The sequence below is a fragment of the Flavobacterium sp. TMP13 genome (genome assembly GCF_050847115.1).
Taxonomy (GTDB): Bacteria; Bacteroidota; Bacteroidia; order Flavobacteriales; family Flavobacteriaceae; genus Flavobacterium.
The window spans coordinates 3,433,425-3,448,811 of sequence record NZ_CP193656.1; the positions used below are offsets into that span (position 1 = coordinate 3,433,425).

Sequence of the window (15,387 nt, forward strand, 5' to 3'; positions counted from 1 at the left end):
TTGAACAACAAAGAACTTTATTGCTATTTTGCCAATGCAAATGATAATCTTGAATTAAGTGATATGGATATGCTGATCTATTGGAAAAAAGTTGCCGTTGAAGAAGCTTTAAAGTATCTTAAATACAGTTTTGAAAACATACTTGATACTTCATTTGAGAATAATGCTTCCGTTTTAAAATTATTAGATTACCTAACCGATCATTTTTCGATAGCACAGATTACCAATATTATATGGAGACATACCAATAATACACTTCGTTTTATAAAAGAAAGAAGAATAACCACAGATCACCTTTACAATTATTTTCTAAAGTCAATGAGAACTACGGGAGAAAACGCGGTAAAAAATAACATTCCAATTCATCCTTTTGATATTCCTAAATACATTAGCTCGAGTTCTTTTTCGGAATTTTTTTTCAATTCGATTTTAAAGGTGGGTAAGCAAGGATATCGAATTACACCCCAGGAAATTATGGAAATGTATGCAGTAGATGAAAGTACTGAATTACAGGAATTTAAAACTATTGGTGATATTATTCGAAACATGAAGTTTTCTGTGCAAGATGATAGTGAAGTTGATCCAGATTCTTTCAATAACAAATAAATTACAATTTGAATTCGTTCTTAAAGTAAAAAGGAAACTAGTTTACAAATTAACGGGTTAACTAGTTTCGAAATAAATTTATTTATTTATTCCTAAAGTAAAAAGGAAACTAGTTTACAAATTAACTAGTTTCCTTTTTTTATATTTTACCAGGCTGCTCATGCAGATTAGAATACAATGCTTGTATATTAAATAATAATCCGATAATTTCCGACTTTTCATTTGAATCAAAGCTATCTATATTTTTTTTATTTAAATAAGAATTAAATTCTCTAAAATTAGTTCCTATACTTATAAATTCTTCTATTAATTGATTTCTCTGATTTCTAGACTCTAAATCAATATATTGTACTTTGTGTATACTATTAAAAAGTATGTCCTTAACTAACTTGGTTACATCTTGGTAACCTCCTTCTTTTGAAAGTTGATTTAAAGTGTCCATTTCTTCTTTAGTAAAACGGAAACCTTTATTCACGGTCTTTTTTTCTTTTTGCATAGTGTTTTTCTGTGTGTTATTATTTTGCATATTTTTTTATATTAAATTTAAAGCAATCGTAAACTATAATAGTCTTCTCCTTTTTTTTCGCTTTTTTAGTGATTCATTATCTTGAGTATTTACCGAATTACTACTTAAAAGGCTTGAAAAAAGTTCTAAAGCACTAACTATTGAATGTTGTACTGGTTTAAAATCGGCGATATAAGTTTGACTTTCATTCGGATTGTTAAAACTTATTTTTGAAGTTGATTTATTCTTTTCATCATCATCAATCAACTTTAAAAAGTCGATTGTTTTTAGCTTAATATCCGTTGCAGAATAGGTAAATCTAGTTTTCTTATCCCTGAAAAGAAGGCCGTATATACTATTTAAGTTTTCGCCAGACTGTGTCCTTTTAGTAATTAATTCGATTCCTTTTTTCTTTAATTCAAGTTTCAATTCACTTAGTTTTATTGTTGATTTTACTTCAATTTCATTTTTTTTATTCGCTACTATTGGGTTTAAAACGGAGTAAATTTTGCGCATTATCTGACGACCTAATATGGCTTTATGTTTAGCATTAAGAGAGAGCTGCAATTGAATAGCTTCATATTGAAAATTCGGATCAAGAGAAAAGCCTTTCACACCTCTAGATTTTTTAAACTGTTTCTTACCACCTAAATATTCAAGCGGTACTAAATCAAAATAATTTCCTATGATATTTTTATCTTTATCATAAGAAAGACTCCTTTGTACTTGATAACTCTCTAATAATTTTTCAAACTCTCGATCCGTTGTCGGTTTAAAATCTAAAACTTCATACAAAACTTCTGATAGTATGCCTGTTAGACTGTGTTTACCATGCTCTAAATGCTCATAAATAGCCTTGTGTAAATCTTTTTCTTTCAGGACGCCGATTTTTCTAACCACTTTTGTAATTCCATATTTTTCTTCCAATCTTCTAGTTAAAGCCTGACTTTTGTAATAAATATGTGAGTCGTTAACTTTTTTTCCGTCCGACTGAATTTTAGAACTAACAATGTGCAAATGTGGATGTTCCTTATCAAAGTGCCTATAAATTGCATAAGGTTGATCAGAATAACCCATTTGATTCATATAATCATTTGCAATCTCCTGCATCTTTTGATTGTCTAAAATATCATCTTTGTAAAAACTAAGACTTATGTGAATATTTGGTTTTTGAACCATCGTGTTTTTGGAATTATAATCTGAAATTGTACTCACAATAGATTCGAAATGAGATGTAATTATATTTCTAATACCAATTAATGCTGCATCTGCTTGCCCATTAACATCAATTTTTGTTTTGTCATGGTTGTATTTAACCATCCCTGCTGTGTAACTTCCTGTATTTATTTTAGCAATCATAACTCTTTTCCGTTTTGGTTTTCGATTTTATCATAAATAATTTTAATTTGATTGGTAATAGCAATCAACACAGTAATTTCTTCTTTTGTGAAGTTATCCAGTTTTTTTTGATTGAAATGTTTCACTAATTGGTTGAAATTAATTCCGATTCGACGTACCTCTTCAATCAGAATATTTCTTTGATTTCGAGCATCAAAATTGCAGGTAATTATTTTGTACTGTCTATTTATTAAAATATCACGCATCATATCATTTAAGCACCTATACTCTCCTTCATTAAGCATTTCGTTTAATTGAATAAGTTCTCGATCGTTAAACCAGATTGTTTTTGCGTTGCTTCTTTTTTCTATAATTTTTGGTCTACCACCTTTGTTTTTATTCTCCATACTATTTCAATTTAAATTAGAAAAACGACTTCGGAGTTTTTCATTCCCGTAGGGCAAGGAGATTAGCGGTCTAGAAATAAAAATTGAAGATTTTAGGTTTCTAGATTAGCTAAACACACCTTGCTAGTTGACGCTCTTAAAAATATTTTTCGTTCCCTTTTGATTTAATCATTTAGTTTTTTTGAACGATCATCTATGAGCCATTCATTCAAGTCTTTAAAATCTTTATATCTACACCGAAAATCTACAGTATTAATAAATTTACTTTTAATGAAATTGGAGTATTTATCGCCTGTAGTATCATTGTCTAAATAGAGCTCGATTGAATTGTACTGATCTAATATTTCAATATTCTTGACTATCAAAGCAGCCGAATTTAATATTAGATAATCTGAGTTTTCAACGGAATCATTCTCCATAATTTCTAAGAAACTCAAAAAGTCAAACACTCCTTCAAAAATGCGTAGAAGATTACTTTGAGTCGTAATTAATGTCACATCTTTTTTACCCAAACATATTTTAGCATATTTAGATCTTAATTCCCATCCATCGCTTCTGTTCTTGAATCCAATTGCAAAATATTTTTTTCGATGGATTTCATAATGGATTTCTTTTATTTGATTTTTTACAAAAGTCTTCGTTATGCATCTTGCCGTTAGATATTGTTTTAAGGCAATATGTTGAACTTTTATTATTCTTATTACTTTGTTATCGGTCTCTTCCTGTTTTATCTCGGGAGAAGAAATAATTTGCTTTTGAAAAGAAAAAGAATCAAAATTCTGTAAAAAGGTTAAAGCTTCACTAACTGTACACTTTTCCAATTTTATTATCAGATCTACTGTGTTCCCTCCAAATCCAGTGGAAAAGCAGTACCAATAATTTTTTTGCTTATGTACGTGGAAAGAAGCAGTTTTTTCAGCACTATAAAATGGACTTATAAACCAAAGGTCATTGCCTGCTTCTTTTATTATTGTAAAGCCCATCGAATTTAAAATTATTTCGATCGGAATTAATTTGGCTTGATTTGTATTCATAGGATAATTATTTTTTTTATTTCAATAGCGAAAGTCATAGCAAACTTTTAAAAGGCTCCTTTAAAGCGAAATCACTTCCTACGCTTCCTACACTTCCTACTTAATTGATATACAGTTAATTAAAATTAAAAAACGCTTAAAAAGAGTAGGTTTGCGTAGGAAGTAGTAGGAAGTCATTTTTTCATTTCCTACTACTTCCTACTACTTCCTACCATGTTTCCTACCACTTATTAATATTAAGTAATTAATAATAAGATAGTTAACTAAGTGTAGGAAGTGTAGGAAACCAATATCGCTTTAAAGGGGGTATTGCTCGCATATTTGCCATTCGATTGCATTTACAATTTCATCTTGAATTTGTAATTTTGACACATCTACTTGATAACCAGAGGTAGTTCTAGCATCTTTGCCTTTTTCGTATTTAATACTGCTTACCTCTTTTAGAAAACAGGAGTCTTTCTTTATATAATCCTGTAAAAGTGCTTTGTTGGGAGCCGTTTCTCTATATTGTTGCATCCACTGCCTTTGTATCTTATTGTAACACGACGTAAACTGGAACGAAAGTTTGTTTCCATCCAACCTTAAATCCCTATAAACAACAATACGATCGTCTCTATTTCCTCTCATTGAGGCAAGAAAACAGTCCCAAAATTTTGTTCCAATACTTGAAGAGTTCAATTTTCTTGTTTGGTTTTCAGTACACTTCTCAAAATGTTTAACCATTTCATTATAAGTAAATGGAAATGGAACTAAGTCCTTAAAAATTTCATACACGGATCCTAAAACTGCGAGGTTACTAATTACCCGAGTATGTTTAACTTCGAACTGGCTTATAAACCGCTCTTTGCATTGTCTAAATTTTCCTTTGAAAGTAGTTTCAACTAAAGCTCGATGCATTAACAGTGAATCTGTAAAGTGACTGACTCCTCTTTTATTATAATCTTTTAAAATGTCGTAATTTTTTGTCTCTTCAAGAGTAAATGTTTTGGAATGGAACTCTAACCATAGTAGTCGAGAAATTAAGGCCTCAGATTCAGGGTATTCATTTCCAGTTAATAGTGTGGAAGATAAAATAGGTACAGTATCAGTACTCACTTTGCTTTCAATGGTACCAAACTCATACCCCCTACGATCCCAAAAACCTTTAATAGTACCATCTAGTTTAGAATCGCCACGCTTGTACTCGGAAAGATGGCAGATGATATTTGTAAACTGAGCAAATTTCCTAATTTGACCTTTCAAGGTAGAAGCACCTCCTTCCAAATTTATAGCCGATTGAGGTGTTCCAAAAAAGCTTTGACAACAATCTGCTAACTGATCCTTCCCACTAGATCCTGGGCCATACAAAAAGAGAATAGGAAAGTTACCTATTTCATTGACAATAATGTCTTGAAATAGACTACTAATGGTAAACAAAATAGCCGAAATGGAATAGTCTTTATGAACCTCCATCATCATCTGAAAATATAAATCCATAGAAACATCAGACTCAATAGCAATCATTTTTTTCTGAGCTAAATAAGCAGACATGTTGTTAATGTAGATTTTATTGGCAGATGGCACATAAAATGACTTATTGTTGTGTGTAAAAATGCCGTTTTCATCAATCTCTAAATTTTTCCCATTTAAAAGATTAACTTTATTGTTCCACAACCAAAATTGAAAGCCTACCTGATAGCCTAAGCTATCAATCTTATGTCCATTGCCCATCTTATCAAAAAGATAGGCTTTCAGCATTTTAAAATCTAATGCACTGCCAGTAAACAGAAAATTACCTTGTCTCGCAATACAGTTTTCAAAACTGGCTAGGGTATTAAAAAGATCTGATGGAATGTCAAAAATCTTTTCAAGATTAAAAACATTTTTAACCTTTAATAATTTGATAGGGAATTTTTCATCCTGAATGTGCTGCAAAATTTTAATCTCAAAATTGGAGATTTCCTGAAAATAGTAAGACTCGTCTTCGTCTTTCTCTTTTTTTCTGCGAATAAAGATCTTGTTATTGGACATGAAAATTTTATACTTTCTAATGTCACTTTCGATATCTTTAAAATCGGTGGTAATATTGGCGGGTAAATCCGTATAAGATAGCTCACCTACTTTTTTTGATTGTTTTTGGGGCAAAACAATAACGTGCTCGTCGTTAAAAACGTCGTTTTCAATTATACTTTTCATTATACAATAGAGATTTATTGTATCTTTGCAGGACACAAGAGGTTTAAAAGATTTAATAAAGCGTCACAATTTGTCGGAATTGGACGCTTTTATTTTTTATTAGAATTTGTATAATTAAGAGCCTCTTGCGCGATTTGAGAAATCGACTTAGATTTGTTTTGAAGTAACCATTCGTCTATTTCTACCTTAGTAAAAAATAGAGTACGATTATTTGGTTTCGAATACGGAATTATGTTGTTATGTACCAGCTTGTATACATAACTTTTTGAAAACCCAGTGTAGTTTACAACATCATCTACTGTGAAGATTTGTTTAGTTGTTCCAATTATAAGTTTTTCTAATTGGGTTAATTTTTGAATGATCGCATTGCTTTCCATAAGTGATATGTTTTATCGTTATGTGAGCAAATGTCAGTAAAGTGTAACAGATCAATATTGAGATATTAAGATGTTAATGATTTTTAATATTTTCAAACATAGATTTTAAATTTTTAACATCGTCACGTTCTTTGGTGAATTTTCGATATTGTGCCATTGAAGAATATATTGCACTAGCTTTTATTATGCCATTCTTGTTCGCAATTTTAGCAGAATACTCAATAGTTGATAATTGTATTTTTATAGCAAAATAGGTCTCTAAAAAATCAATAAAATATTTAAACAAAATATTGTCCATTTCAAAGTAGATAATTGAATTATGACTTTCCCAATCATTTTCTAAAACTTCCTTAAATTGATTTAATGATGTTTTATTCTGATCTATGAACATGATTTTCTCCAGACTGTAATAAAGCTTTTGTAAATCAATGCTTTCTATATTTATTTGATAATTCCCGTTTTTATTCCCATGTTTGTTCTCATTCTTAGATTTACTTAGGACAATAACTTTTTTATGGATTTTAGATTGTAGATCTTTAAGATGATTTTCATAGTTTTCTAAAAATCCATTAATATCTAATAAAAAGGATATCTTTTTAACATCAAAGTTCTTGTCTTCTATATTTACATTGTCAACATAATCAATTAAACCTCTTTTAAAAATATATAAAGGATATGATATATGTTCATAAATTTTGTCTGATAAAACTAAAAGCATATGAGATTGAGTCTCTTTAGGATACTCTCTCATTTCAAAATAAAATGTTATTAATTCAGAAAGTTCTTCATTACAATTAAAAGTAAGCGATTGTTCTAGATTAACGTTTTGTATCTCTTCTGTATTAACTTCTTCATAAGCTTGAAAGGGTAGTGGCTCGTTAAATTCAAATTTATGATTACAAACTGAACAGAAGAAATGTTGTAATGTTGTGATGCTAATATCATCAAATCTAAAATAATATATGTAATTAGCGAGAAATAAAAAGAATTGTGATTCGTTTAATCTTCCGATTGCAAAATATGTTTCTTCATTGATTTTGCTTAAATCATTGTAAACTTTTTGTACCGCATCATTGAAGTATTCATCGAAATCTTTAAAGTATGGATAATGTAGCATAATTGTTAAAAATTAATGTCGGGTATTAAATTAGCAGCTTCCTTCATTTTTTGATCAACAATTTTTGCATAAATTGCCGTAGTTCGTATTTCACGATGTCCTAATCTCTTGGAAACAGTATAGATGTCTGCTCCATTTTCAAGCAAAAGCACTGCATTCGTATGCCTGGCGCTGTGAAAAGTGATGTGTTTTGATATCCCTGCACGACTGCACCAACGGACAATTTCGTTATTATAAACGGCTGAGTATTTTAGCCCAACAAAAACTCTTTCTGACGGAAATTTTCTTTCTCCTAATAGTTCTCTTGCTTGACTAGAAATGTAAAGATATTCCACGCCGTCTGTTTTTTCTTGGCGAAAATTGACTCTACTTGTACTGTCTTCATCCCTAACTTCCGACCAGACCATTGTATTGATATCGCTCCAACGAAGACCTACAAGGCATGAAAATAAAAAGGCGCGTTTAAGAACTTCATATTTGCATTCTGTTTGAGCTAACTTTTGTAATTCAGTAAATGTTAAGTATTCCCTTTGGCTTTCTGCTTGCTCAAAGGATTTTACTTTTGATGCGTAATTTATAGCAAGGTAACCTTCGTCAAAAGCAGCACGAAGAGCAGCTTTAAATTTGTTAAAATAGGAGTATTTAGAATTTAAGGATAGAGACAAATTACTCTTAGTCATCGCATCTTTTTCAAAATACAATCTTACTTTTTTTACGAAGTTTTCGTCAATTTCATCAAATGATAAGTTTGCTGAAATGCACTTCTTTAAGTGTAAAAAAGAAGCTGTCCAGTTACCATAGTTTTTTGGACTGTCAATTTTTTCTTCCGTTTTTTCATGAAAAAAATCTAAGAAACGGCGTTTGCCTTTAGTAGTATTCTTGATATCAAATTTTCCTTGAAAATACTCCGCTTTTCTAATTGAGAAGATTTGTTCTGCTAATATTTCAATCTCTTTGTTTTCTTTCTTTTCACTAGCGGATTTTGGTTCTTGGTGTGGGTAAAGTTTTAAATATTCAAAATCCCTTAAATGAATTCGCTTTCCTTCAGCATTTACGGTTGAACCTTTATAATACTCTAGATATAAACTGAATTTGCCATTTTGTAATTTCTTTTTTTTTAAAGTAATATTCATAAGATGTACATTTTTACACCTTCTAAAAGAAAAGGTGTACATTGAGTGTAACAAATGTATGAATTAAACCTAATAGAAGAAACTAAAAATACAATGAAATCAATGACAGTCAAGTAAAAGAAACTTAATATCATTTAAAGAAAGAGCATTTACTTCCCGATACAGAAAACCACAATCCTTATTTGATAAGGGTTAACAGGACTGAGGTACAAATAAGGTACAAATATTTGCAAAGAAAAACTAAATAAATACAATTACAGTTTTGTGCTGATTCTAAATATTTTAAAAGAACATAGAAATAAAATAAAATTATTCTAGTAGTTAAACAAATATATAAAATATTTTCAAATATTTCGTCCTTATAGAAATCTTGAATTGCTGACTACTTTTAAAGACGTTTTATATTACGCGATAACAAAAGAAGCTGCAAAGCATCACTAAAGAATTTTTCTAAAAATAACCACAAGCAAAAATCACGGGAGGATAATTGAAATCAAGCTAATAAAATAATGATGTATGCCAATCCTATAAGGTTTTAAATACTTAATCAGCTCTTAGCTATATTGAAAAAAAGGGTTCAACTTTAATTAAAAAGTCAAACCCTTTTTTAAATTTTCTTCCGTATTGAGATAGTGTTTTTTAATTATACTTCTTTTCAATTTCGGTTTTTAATTCACATATCGTTTTAATTCTGCCAGATTTAATCCAATCTAATAACTCAGTTTTATTAAAATAAAGCCTTTTCCCCTTTTTACTAACTGGTAATTCCTTTCGACATACTTTGCTATATATAGTAGCGACCGATAGTTTTAACAACGTTGCAGCACCTTCTATACCCATTAATTCCTGTTGATCAGATTCCTTTGTACATTTTTGTTCAATTAATAATTGTTCAATTTTATCCATCTTCACTACTAATAAACTAAGAATAGTAGGTAAATCTTCAAATGTATATTGTTTCATATTTATATATATTAATCAGTGCACTTCTTGCTGACGATTTACAGTTATAATCTCCCTCATGATCTGATTTTTAAAAAAATTAAAAAACTAAAAATTGCATCGCTACAGACAAAATAATCGCTGATATCTTAGTGCGTATTGTCCATAAAATAAACTTTACTCCCTTCATTTTTCTTAAAGGATATTACGTATTTAATGTAACCGTAATCATTAAGATCGTGGAGTATCTTATTGTAAGTTCGTTGACTTGACACTTTTGCAATAGGCATAACCTCCTTGGCAAACACTTGAATAGGATTTGCAAATCCCCTCTCTATTCTACTTTGCAGCAAGGCCATGTAAATGGCAATATGTGTAGTACTGATTCGGAAATCATTTTGAATACCTACAAAGAAATTCGAAAAGGAATTTGACTGATCCATAAGTAATTAGATTGCTTTAGACTGTTTTTTTCTAGGCTTTTTTTTTGACGACTCATCTAAAGCCGTTACATTTTCTTCCTTTTTATCCTTTTTAAGATCTTTAACACTTTGCTCCTTCTGTCCTTCTCCCTGCTTTTGATCTTTGACTTCTCTGGTACTTATGCGCTTCATACTATCATCGTAAACATTGACTGTTTTAAAATGAGGGTTTGCTTCGACGAACTGTTTTACCTCTTCACCATTGATCTTAAATGTCACAGACTGCATGTTTCCTTTTTTCAAAGAAGCTAAAAGACTGTCTTTATAATTTGGTGTTTCCAATTCTTTAATGGGATGTTTAGCGAGTGTTGCCTCCAAATCGTATCCATAGTTTTGATGGTACTGCTGCATTTTAAAATTACCACTGGCATCAGATTCTTTAAAATCCATTTTCAACCATGAATTATACACTTGCCCTTCTGCATTCTTTAAATCTTTATTTACCGCTCTTCCATCCATAAGATTATAGGCCTCTTTCAAGGTGATATTGTTTTCTTTATTGATGTAAAAATTTTGAGATAAAGCAGCTCCCCCACCTTCTTTTTGCAAGTCAACTTTATACGAATTAAAAAAATACATGTCAGTCTGCTCTGATTTTTTAAATTGTAATGAAGTACTAACTTGATCATTATTAAACTTCCCAGAATGCTCTAATTGAAAAGTGGGAGTTCCTTCTTTTATTTTTTGCTGCAAGGCATTTTCTAAGCCTTCACCAAAACCAGTGAATTTAATCTGGTCGCGTAAAAATTCGAAATTTTTCTGATTCATAACTATATAATTTTAGAATTAATAATCTTTTGTAGCATTTACAAGGGAAGAATTTTAGTTAAAGCTCTTCTATTTAGTTTTAGACCAACTTGTCTAGTTCCATTTTTTTCCAACAATTGTATAATGAGGTACTTTTTATTGGAAATAGTGAATTTAGGAGTAACCACTACCCTATCTAATTCAGATTCATGCGGCACATTGGTAATGGAGTCAAATACTCCAACTGGTATAATTTCTAATTCCTGCGAAGCTGTACGTTTACTTTTCTTCTGATCTCGAATAAAAAAACGCAGTTGATCAACCTCAAAATCGATCATCGAATCGTTAATCAAATGAAGTCGAAAATAGAATAGATTATCTTGGATATAAATCCCAGTCACTTGTAATCTCAAGTTAAATTCTTTGCTTTTAAATCCTTTAAGAAATTTCGTTTTCAATAAGCATAAGTTGGAGTTGCGCGCTATTTTACTTTTATTTTCTATCTCTGGCGAAAAAACTACTTGTTGTTTCACTGCCAATTCAGCTGTTATAACTCGATTAATGTTGGGGCTACTCTCACTATAATTCACGATAAAACTATAGAGGTTTCCGTCAGCGGTGACAATCGTTAGATTAGTTGGTACAAAATCACTCTCATAAGCTTTTACCAAAAGTATATTTTCAACGCCTTTCGCTTTATCCACCACTATCGCTTCACTGCCTTTATCCACGCTTACAATTGCAAAGGGAAATACCAAACTTGTCGTTTTATTAGTGGCAACACGTAACTCGTTTGAATTAAAATTTTCATTATACTCTTGCGCTTGTATTGCTGTACATAGAAGCACAAAGCTCCATAAGATGATTTTTTTTAAATTTTTCATATTTTTAATTGTTATAATCTTTGATTAATTTTCTTTTTGTTTCTTATCGTACAATAGGATTTTGTAACCTGCTTTTACCACCACCTTTATCAGTTTGACTTTTTTGCTCAAAAGACTTTTGGCGGCTTCTACTCCCATTCCCGCGGCTTGGGTAGTCCAAGAATCATCCATTGTTGACAATCCAATTCCTTGTAAAGAACGATCGCCCGATGATTTTGCTACTTCTCTCGTTAATGCCCCAGGAATGTAAATACCTTCAATTCCGTCAAGGTCAAATACCGATAGATGCACAGGTAATATGGAATTCTGATACGGAATGCTATTAATCAAAATTGTAAGTCGCTCTCCTTTTAACACTGCAACCCCGTACAAAAAGCTATTCCTTTTAATAAAAATACCATTGACATATAAATCTGTATCAAGTCTTAATTTAACTGTGGAACCATTGGTGACTGTTTGCGTCTCGTGCCAAGTGGCTTGTACTGTATTTTGCTGATTGATTTCTGATAACGAATTATCAAGTGAGAAAAAGGTATTGGTATTAACTTGCTTCTCATTTGGCTTTCCTTGATTAGGTTTACTTTTTAAGGAAGTTATTTCCAGTACTTCGTTTTTGGTTGTAACCGCATATACTTTTGGTTTGTTGCGAATGGCTGATTCTTGTAATTTATCTTGTACTCTTTGTGGGTACTGAATGTCTAAAATATTCTCTAAGATGCTTCCCAATTGCTGCAATTCCGGATCAGGACCTTGTGCCGTCTCAAATTGCTGCATCATCTGATCTAATTCAGAGCGGTCCTCCGTAATGGTTTGATCATACTTAGAAGACATTGGAACTTTATCTTGGCTTTGTTCTGCTGGAACTCTATCAACCGCCTGTTGTAATGCAGCAAGTCTTTGATAAATTTTAGATTCACTTTCACTTTGAGGGACAGGCATTTTCAATGGTGATTCTTCGCTTAAGGCTGTTTCAGTGCCTTCTTCTAAAGCTCTTTGCCAAGCAGCTACTGATTGCTTACTAAGATCATCATCAAAACGATTCGGATCTTTTTTTCTCTGCTCACTTAATTTTATTGAATCCACTGCAGCCTGATCATAATAGCTCATTTTATCTAATGTGGTTTCATCTTTGAACTTTGGATCAGGTAAAATACTATTAAATCCCCTCGTTTTTTCCGAACCCTCTTTAGCATTTTTATAAGTACCACCTGCTAACGCCCAAAAAAGCAACGCGATAAAAGGAAGAACTAAAATGGGCAACACCAGTAACATCTTGCGTTGTCGTTGCGCTTTAATCGACAGTTGTTTTGTTTCCATATTCTTGTTTTTTTAAATTTAATTGGTACTTATTTTCAATAATTAGCAGACTATCTAATAATCCTGGTCGATGTATTTTGATACTATCATAAAGAGTAACTTGTTCTGAATAGTTTTTAATACTGTCCAAATACGTACTAAACTTCAGGATTCGTTTTAACTCTTCAGTAGTATAATTTGACTGTGGTTTTATTGATTTTACTATTGCTTTTACAGGTAAGTGTAGATTTGGAATTCCTAACCCTGATAGCGTATTTTCAGCATTGTAATGGAACCTGTTGCGAATCTGTATAGATAAGATACCAGCAAACGCTGCTACAAACAAAAACCAATATCCTATTAGGTATTTTTTAGATAGTCCACTGGTCAGCTGATTCATTTTTACTGCCCATTTCTCCTGCATCCATTTAAAAATGCTATGTAAAAAGTTTCCAATAAAGTAATGAAGAGAAGACTTTTCCTTAATAGTATCGGGATTACTATTTTCTTTTGTCCACATAGAGGTCTTTATTTTCTAGCGTTTCCCATTTTTCAATTAAAAAACCGTGGGAATTGTTATCACTGCGAGAGACATTTCTCAAATTCCCCTTGGTAATTAAGCTGCGATGTACCACGCTCGTTGTTCTCACAATTTGTTGCTTGGCGTAGCACACAAATACATAGGGATAGCTATCTAAATTAATTGAAATACTGTCTATGGCTATTTCTTGACTGATGTTACCTGAAATTATTCCTGCGTAATAACCATTTTCCTTCAGATTGTCATATACTCTTTTGGCGCTTTCATCTGCCAAATACAACGCTTTTGTAACATGTTCTTTAATCACTTTATCATCTGGATCTAAAGAGAAAAAATGCTGATGAAAGGTTTTCACGTGGTCTTTAGCTTCTACCGGAATATTATCTTTCCGATCGGATGCAAAGGCTTCGAGCGCTTTGCCATTTGCGAGAACGTATACCTTGTCCTGCATACCTGAAACGGTGGCAAAACTTTTATAAATTGCATAACAGGAAATAAAAATACACCCCAATACAACTACAATGCTAAAGCCTCTTGCATACCGAAAGGCGGTATCTATATTTTTCATTTTTGTAAACATATCTTTCCTCCTTTTATTTAGAATTACCTTTTAGTTTATCGCCCATATAGCTTCCTTTTTCTTGAAAATACGGACTAGCATTACTTGCCGCAGACATACTTTGTGACATTTTACCCGCAGCATTTCCCATGGAATCTAGAACCATTCCTGCTCCTTGAGTAGCTTTACTAATCATCATCGTGCTCCCGCCACCAAATACACTGGTTACTTTTTGACCGAAGGCGCCGCCTCCGCCAGCATGAACAATATAATTAGCTACAGAGGGAACAGTGAAGTACCCAACGATTCCGATAATCATGAAAATGAGATAGGCCATGTCGGTTCTACTGAAAAATGTACTCCCATAATTGTTTACTTGTGAAATATCAATAGTCAACATTTGTTCTTGAATTTTTCCCATAATTCCCCCGAAGATATTCGCCACCGGAAGCCAGAGGTAAATATTAATATACCGAGCAAGCCAAACGGTTAATGTGTGTTGAAATCCATCAAAAACGGCTATTCCAAAAACAAGAGGACCTAATATGGAAAGCACAATGATTTGAAATGTTCGTAACGTATCGATACACAAGGCTGAAGCTTCAAAAAGGACACGCAAAACTTCGCTCAGCCACTCTTTTACAGAGTTTCTAAAATTAAAGGATGCCTTAGACATGGCAAACTTGATGTCATTGCCAATTCCGTCGAGCATTCCCTGTCCACTTGGATCTTTCTCATCGTGGGTGTACTTATACCATTTGTCCTGATTGCCACTTCCCGACTCTCCCACATACATTTGCCATGCATCCGAGCTTTTAATTGCCTCCTCTTTTTTTTGTAAAAGCAAGTCTATCGCTTTATTAGAATTGGTAACCATAGCCGCCGTAGCGGTAACTGTTGGTTTCATAACTCCGTTAATTAGAGCAAGCACAGATGGAAAAATCAAAATGCAAAAACCAATAACGAACGGTCGAAACAAAGGATAAAAGTCAATAGGTTCAGCATTAGCAATGTGCCTCCAAACCCTTGCAGAAATAAACCACAAAGTCCCAAACCCTGCGATACCTTGCCCCACTCCAATGAGGTTGCTACACAGCGGCATCATCTGATCGTATAAATTATCTAATACTAAATGCATGCTTCCCATGTCGTCTCCCAAAGATTGACCTTGCGACACATAAGGCAATAGAAAGCCCAGGACAGTGCAAACTGCCATTTTTTGAATCTTTGTCATATTGAAAATC

Annotated in this window: 17 protein-coding genes; 1 reads left to right on the top strand and 16 read right to left on the bottom strand. The window is 32.1% G+C overall.

Going from position 1 to position 15,387, the window contains the following annotated elements:
* Complete coding sequence (locus ACRASX_RS14760) at positions 1-606, top strand: hypothetical protein (RefSeq protein WP_432221779.1); 606 nt, start codon at positions 1-3, stop codon at positions 604-606.
* Between the two features lie 139 nt (positions 607-745).
* On the opposite strand, the gene ACRASX_RS14765 is transcribed toward ACRASX_RS14760, so the two are convergent.
* The 16 genes from ACRASX_RS14765 to traJ all read right to left on the bottom strand — a co-directional run bounded on the left by ACRASX_RS14765 (position 746) and on the right by traJ (position 15,377).
* Positions 746-1,132 carry a hypothetical protein gene (locus tag ACRASX_RS14765; protein ID WP_432221780.1) on the bottom strand — a complete coding sequence of 129 codons (387 nt, stop codon included), beginning with the start codon at positions 1,130-1,132 and terminating at the stop codon, positions 746-748.
* Between the two features lie 33 nt (positions 1,133-1,165).
* Positions 1,166-2,470, bottom strand: a complete 1,305-nt coding sequence (locus ACRASX_RS14770) for a relaxase/mobilization nuclease domain-containing protein (RefSeq protein ID WP_432221781.1) — start codon at positions 2,468-2,470, stop codon at positions 1,166-1,168.
* Positions 2,467-2,856: a hypothetical protein gene (locus ACRASX_RS14775; RefSeq protein WP_432221782.1), complete on the bottom strand. Its 390-nt coding sequence runs from the start codon at positions 2,854-2,856 to the stop codon at positions 2,467-2,469. The genes ACRASX_RS14770 and ACRASX_RS14775 overlap by 4 nt, the downstream gene beginning before the upstream one ends.
* A gap of 164 nt (positions 2,857-3,020) precedes the next feature.
* A complete protein-coding gene (locus ACRASX_RS14780) occupies positions 3,021-3,890 on the bottom strand; it encodes a toprim domain-containing protein (protein ID WP_432221783.1) in 870 nt (289 codons plus the stop codon).
* A gap of 297 nt (positions 3,891-4,187) precedes the next feature.
* Positions 4,188-6,065 (bottom strand): hypothetical protein, encoded by a 1,878-nt coding sequence (locus ACRASX_RS14785; RefSeq protein ID WP_432221784.1) that lies wholly within the window; start codon positions 6,063-6,065, stop codon positions 4,188-4,190.
* 89 nt (positions 6,066-6,154) lie between these two features.
* Positions 6,155-6,442 (bottom strand): helix-turn-helix transcriptional regulator, encoded by a 288-nt coding sequence (locus ACRASX_RS14790; protein ID WP_432221785.1) that lies wholly within the window; start codon positions 6,440-6,442, stop codon positions 6,155-6,157.
* Between the two features lie 73 nt (positions 6,443-6,515).
* Positions 6,516-7,559, bottom strand: a complete 1,044-nt coding sequence (locus tag ACRASX_RS14795) for a hypothetical protein (RefSeq protein ID WP_432221786.1) — start codon at positions 7,557-7,559, stop codon at positions 6,516-6,518.
* A 5-nt stretch (positions 7,560-7,564) separates the two neighbouring features.
* Positions 7,565-8,692, bottom strand: a complete 1,128-nt coding sequence (locus tag ACRASX_RS14800; RefSeq protein ID WP_432221787.1) for a site-specific integrase — start codon at positions 8,690-8,692, stop codon at positions 7,565-7,567.
* Positions 8,693-9,331: 639 nt separating this feature from the next.
* Complete coding sequence (locus ACRASX_RS14805; protein ID WP_066305894.1) at positions 9,332-9,655, bottom strand: helix-turn-helix domain-containing protein; 324 nt, start codon at positions 9,653-9,655, stop codon at positions 9,332-9,334.
* Between the two features lie 128 nt (positions 9,656-9,783).
* The gene (locus ACRASX_RS14810; RefSeq protein WP_066305897.1) at positions 9,784-10,077 is read right to left on the bottom strand and encodes a hypothetical protein; all 294 of its coding nucleotides are present in this window, start codon (positions 10,075-10,077) and stop codon (positions 9,784-9,786) included.
* Between the two features lie 6 nt (positions 10,078-10,083).
* On the bottom strand, positions 10,084-10,884 hold the full coding sequence (locus tag ACRASX_RS14815; protein WP_066305900.1) for a hypothetical protein: 801 nt from the start codon (positions 10,882-10,884) through the stop codon (positions 10,084-10,086).
* Positions 10,885-10,922: 38 nt separating this feature from the next.
* On the bottom strand, positions 10,923-11,747 hold the full coding sequence (gene traN / locus ACRASX_RS14820; RefSeq protein ID WP_432221788.1) for a conjugative transposon protein TraN: 825 nt from the start codon (positions 11,745-11,747) through the stop codon (positions 10,923-10,925).
* A 24-nt stretch (positions 11,748-11,771) separates the two neighbouring features.
* Entirely contained in the window at positions 11,772-13,064 is a 1,293-nt protein-coding gene (gene traM / locus ACRASX_RS14825; protein WP_432221789.1) for a conjugative transposon protein TraM, read from the bottom strand.
* Positions 13,039-13,563, bottom strand: a complete 525-nt coding sequence (locus ACRASX_RS14830; protein WP_432221790.1) for a hypothetical protein — start codon at positions 13,561-13,563, stop codon at positions 13,039-13,041. The genes traM and ACRASX_RS14830 overlap by 26 nt, the downstream gene beginning before the upstream one ends.
* Positions 13,544-14,152: a conjugative transposon protein TraK gene (gene traK / locus ACRASX_RS14835; protein WP_432221791.1), complete on the bottom strand. Its 609-nt coding sequence runs from the start codon at positions 14,150-14,152 to the stop codon at positions 13,544-13,546. Before traK ends, ACRASX_RS14830 begins: the two co-directional genes overlap by 20 nt.
* Before the next feature lie 25 nt (positions 14,153-14,177).
* Positions 14,178-15,377: a conjugative transposon protein TraJ gene (traJ, locus tag ACRASX_RS14840; RefSeq protein ID WP_432221792.1), complete on the bottom strand. Its 1,200-nt coding sequence runs from the start codon at positions 15,375-15,377 to the stop codon at positions 14,178-14,180.
* Between the last annotated feature and the right edge of the window lie 10 nt (positions 15,378-15,387).

What these genes read in the sequence shown, in the direction of transcription:
- ACRASX_RS14770 (WP_432221781.1), bottom strand. Translation starts at nt 2,470, where the DNA reads ATGATTGCTAAAATAAATACAGGAAGTTACACAGCAGGGATGGTTAAA.
- ACRASX_RS14805 (WP_066305894.1), bottom strand. Translation starts at nt 9,655, where the DNA reads ATGAAACAATATACATTTGAAGATTTACCTACTATTCTTAGTTTATTA.
- ACRASX_RS14795 (WP_432221786.1), bottom strand. Translation starts at nt 7,559, where the DNA reads ATGCTACATTATCCATACTTTAAAGATTTCGATGAATACTTCAATGAT.
- ACRASX_RS14810 (WP_066305897.1), bottom strand. Translation starts at nt 10,077, where the DNA reads ATGGATCAGTCAAATTCCTTTTCGAATTTCTTTGTAGGTATTCAAAAT.
- ACRASX_RS14775 (WP_432221782.1), bottom strand. Translation starts at nt 2,856, where the DNA reads ATGGAGAATAAAAACAAAGGTGGTAGACCAAAAATTATAGAAAAAAGA.
- ACRASX_RS14780 (WP_432221783.1), bottom strand. Translation starts at nt 3,890, where the DNA reads ATGAATACAAATCAAGCCAAATTAATTCCGATCGAAATAATTTTAAAT.
- ACRASX_RS14785 (WP_432221784.1), bottom strand. Translation starts at nt 6,065, where the DNA reads ATGAAAAGTATAATTGAAAACGACGTTTTTAACGACGAGCACGTTATT.
- ACRASX_RS14800 (WP_432221787.1), bottom strand. Translation starts at nt 8,692, where the DNA reads ATGAATATTACTTTAAAAAAAAAGAAATTACAAAATGGCAAATTCAGT.
- ACRASX_RS14765 (WP_432221780.1), bottom strand. Translation starts at nt 1,132, where the DNA reads ATGCAAAATAATAACACACAGAAAAACACTATGCAAAAAGAAAAAAAG.
- ACRASX_RS14790 (WP_432221785.1), bottom strand. Translation starts at nt 6,442, where the DNA reads ATGGAAAGCAATGCGATCATTCAAAAATTAACCCAATTAGAAAAACTT.
- traJ (WP_432221792.1), bottom strand. Translation starts at nt 15,377, where the DNA reads ATGACAAAGATTCAAAAAATGGCAGTTTGCACTGTCCTGGGCTTTCTA.
- traM (WP_432221789.1), bottom strand. Translation starts at nt 13,064, where the DNA reads ATGGAAACAAAACAACTGTCGATTAAAGCGCAACGACAACGCAAGATG.
- traK (WP_432221791.1), bottom strand. Translation starts at nt 14,152, where the DNA reads ATGAAAAATATAGATACCGCCTTTCGGTATGCAAGAGGCTTTAGCATT.
- traN (WP_432221788.1), bottom strand. Translation starts at nt 11,747, where the DNA reads ATGAAAAATTTAAAAAAAATCATCTTATGGAGCTTTGTGCTTCTATGT.
- ACRASX_RS14815 (WP_066305900.1), bottom strand. Translation starts at nt 10,884, where the DNA reads ATGAATCAGAAAAATTTCGAATTTTTACGCGACCAGATTAAATTCACT.
- ACRASX_RS14830 (WP_432221790.1), bottom strand. Translation starts at nt 13,563, where the DNA reads ATGTGGACAAAAGAAAATAGTAATCCCGATACTATTAAGGAAAAGTCT.